Annotated in this window: 4 protein-coding genes; 2 read left to right on the top strand and 2 right to left on the bottom strand. The window is 70.0% G+C overall.

Annotated features, from left to right (window positions below; all coding sequences use genetic code 11):
- Together G6023_RS13095 and G6023_RS13090 are read right to left on the bottom strand one after the other, a co-directional pair.
- Nucleotides 1-764 (bottom strand): FUSC family protein (locus G6023_RS13095; RefSeq protein ID WP_182635910.1); only part of this gene is annotated, 764 nt, incomplete at its 3' end.
- A complete protein-coding gene (locus tag G6023_RS13090) occupies nucleotides 721-1,137 on the bottom strand; it encodes a DUF3151 domain-containing protein (protein WP_067719394.1) in 417 nt (138 codons plus the stop codon). The genes G6023_RS13095 and G6023_RS13090, both read right to left, overlap by 44 nt.
- Nucleotides 1,138-1,386: 249 nt before the next feature.
- On the opposite strand from G6023_RS13090, the gene G6023_RS13085 reads away from it, so the two are divergent.
- Both G6023_RS13085 and G6023_RS13080 read left to right on the top strand, forming a co-directional pair.
- Nucleotides 1,387-2,808 (top strand): trimethylamine monooxygenase, encoded by a 1,422-nt coding sequence (locus G6023_RS13085; protein WP_182635908.1) that lies wholly within the window; start codon nucleotides 1,387-1,389, stop codon nucleotides 2,806-2,808.
- Nucleotides 2,809-2,872: 64 nt separating this feature from the next.
- A partial coding sequence (locus G6023_RS13080; RefSeq protein ID WP_182635912.1) for a hypothetical protein occupies nucleotides 2,873-3,069 on the top strand: 197 nt, incomplete at its 3' end.

Here is a 3,069-nt window from a genome sequence, read left to right as displayed (position 1 = left end):
CGGTAGAACGGGGAGATCCGCACCAGTTCCCGCGCCCCCGCGAGCTGCTCGGAGATCTCATCGACGGCCGGCTGGGTGTCACGGGCGTCCTGCAGGGCGGAGCGGATGAGCTCCGAGTCGCGCCGCTCCAACCCGTCCGCGACCTCGGCGAGCACCGACGACGCCACGCCCAGCAGCGACGCCGCCTCCCGGCGGGCGCGGCGCAGGGGATGGACGGGCATGAGCGCCATCGCGGCCAGCGCGACCACCCCGCCCACGGCAGCATCGAGCATCCGCTCATAGCCGCCCGCGCTGCCCGGCGGCAGGATCGTGGCCACGAGGATCGCCGACGAGGCCGCCTGGGTGCCTGTAATCGCCCCGCGGTCGACGAACACCGCCGCAGACATCGCCAGGATCACCACCAGCGCGATCTGCCACGCCCCGGAGCCGATCTCCCGGATCAGCAGGTCACCGAACCCGACGCCGACGATGACGCCGAGCACCAACTCGACACCCCTCCGGACGCGACGCCCCATACCGGTGCCCAGGGCGATGGCGGCCGCGATGGGCGCGAAGAAGGGCGCCGAGTGGTGCAGCACGTCGTGCGCGAGGAACCAGGCCAGTCCCGCGGCGAGACCGCACTGCAGGATCGGCAGGAACGCGTAACCGAGTCGCCGGGCGCGCGCCCTCAGCGGGCCCGGCAGCGCGGCGTAGACGCCCAGCGCGCGGGCGTCCAGTCGGTCACGCCAGGCCGAGAGACGCGGCGGCGTGCGGGTCTGACTCATTGACCAGGTCCAGACAACGGATGTACTCGTCCTCCTCACCGATCGACTGCGCGGCGCGGGCCAGCGCGGCGACGCAACGGAGGAAGCCGCGGTTGGGTTCGTGGTCGTACGGCACCGGCCCGAAGCCCTTCCAGCCGTGGCGCCGCAGCTGGTCCAGCCCGCGGTGATACCCGGTGCGGGCGAACGCGTAGGCGCTGATCACCTCGCCGGAGTCGAGTGCGCGCTCGGCGAGTTCGGCCCACGCGATCGAGGCGGTGGGGTGGGAGGCCGCCACGGTGCGGGGATCCTCACCCGCGGCGACGGCGGCCTCCGCCTCCGGGTCACCGGTGAGACGGGTGGGCGGGGGGCCGAGGAGATCTCCGAACTGGGTCATGCCCCCATTGTCCACTAATCCGCCGCATCGCCTCCCCTGCCCCCATTTGCTAAGGTCGAGGGCATGCGGCGCCCCGGACGGGGCGCCGTGCGCACGTCGCGGGCAGTGGTTTCACGCCCCTTCGGAGCGATCGTGGTCCCGGCGTCGAGGCCCCGTTACGCGGACTTTTCCAGTCCCCGCGTCGGACGAGCTTCCACCGGCACCACTCGGAGCGAACAAACAGGCCGAACGTGGGCCGGAAGGAAAACTGTGTCTAGACAGCGTATTGCGATCATCGGAGCCGGGCCGAGCGGAATGGCCGCCCTCAGGGCGTTCGAATCGGCCCAGCGATCCGGGGCCAAGATCCCCGAGATCGTGGCCTACGAGAAGCAGGACGACTGGGGCGGCCAGTGGAACTACAACTGGCGGTCGGGCACCGACAAGTACGGCGAGCCGGTCCACTCCTCCATGTACCGCAACCTGTGGTCGAACGGCCCCAAGGAGGCGCTCGAGTTCGCCGAGTACACGTTCGACGAGCACTTCGGCAGGCCCATCTCGTCGTATCCGCCGCGTGAGGTCCTGTGGGACTACATCGACGGCCGGGTCCAGGGGTCCGACGTCAAGGACAAGGTGCAGTTCTCCACGGCCGTCCGTTGGGTGGACTACGACCGCGATCTGGACACCTTCACCGTCACCGTGGAGAACCTCAGGTCCGGCAAGACGACCTCGTCGGAGTTCGACCGGATCATCGTCGCCACCGGCCACTTCTCCTACCCCAACCTCCCGGACTTCAAGGGCATCGAGACGTTCCCCGGGTCTGTCCGCCATGCCCACGACTTCCGCGGGGCCGAGAAGCTGGCGGACAAGCGCGTTCTGCTGATCGGCGCCTCCTACTCCGCCGAGGACATCGGGGTGCAGGCCTTCAAGATGGGCGCCCGGTCGGTGACGATCTCCTACCGCACCGCCCCCATGGGGTACGACTGGCCGGACGGGATGGAGGAACTGCCGCTGGTCCAGCGGTCCGACGGCGAGACCGTCCACTTCACCGGCGGCGAGACCCGCGAGTTCGACGCCGTGATCCTGTGCACCGGCTACCTCCACAAGTACCCGTTCCTACCGGCGGACCTGGCCCTGCAGTCGCCCAACAACATCTACCCCGCCGGCCTCTACCGCGGCGTGGTGTGGCAGAAGAACCCCAAGGTCTACTACCTCGGCGCCCAGGACCAGTGGTTCACCTTCAACATGTTCGACGCCCAGGCCTGGTACGTCCGCGACCTCATCCTGGGCCGGGCCAAGTTGCCGTCCGCCGAGGATCGGGTCGCCCACATGCGGGCCTGGCGGAACCGGTTCCAGGAGCTGGAGGGCGACGCCGACGACGTGCGCTTCCAGGCCGACTACGTCCGCGACCTCATCGAGGCCACGGACTACCCGATGTTCGACCTCGACGAGGTGGTCGAGATCTTCCTCGCCTGGAAGAAGGACAAGAAGAAGAACATCCTGACCTACCGGGACAAGCCGTACCGCTCCGTCCTCACCGGCACCATGGCGACCGTCCACCACACCCCGTGGCTCCAGGAGCTGGACGACTCGCGCGAGCGGTACCTCTCGACGCCGGAGAAGACCGAGATCGAGGAGCTCGTGGTGGGCGCCGACACCACCCCGGCACAGGACGCCCGGATCGACGGGGAGTGAACCCTCGGTGACGTCTGGGGCGAATCCGCTCCCGGACGTCACCCGAGGGGACAGACTTGAGCGCGTGACCGCGTCTCCCGCCCCCTCGCCCGAGTCTCCCGGGTCGGCCCGCATCGCCGGAACCGCCCACCTCTCCGATTCCCACCCCACCGGTGGCATCGGCAGGCGCTCCCTCCTCCGGGCCGGAGCGCTGGCCGGTGCCGCTGTCGGGACCGGTGCCCTGGCCGGACGCACCGCCGTCGCCGGGGCCGCGGCTGCCGG

Source organism: Dietzia sp. DQ11-71, from assembly GCF_014144995.1.
Classification (GTDB): Bacteria; Actinomycetota; Actinomycetes; order Mycobacteriales; family Mycobacteriaceae; genus Dietzia; species Dietzia kunjamensis.
The sequence above is the reverse complement of the archived record's forward strand: the minus strand, read 5'-3'. Positions and strand labels throughout refer to the sequence as shown.

Coding starts and splice junctions, on each gene's coding strand:
- G6023_RS13090 (WP_067719394.1), bottom strand. CDS start 1,137: ATGACCCAGTTCGGAGATCTCCTCGGCCCCCCGCCCACCCGTCTCACC.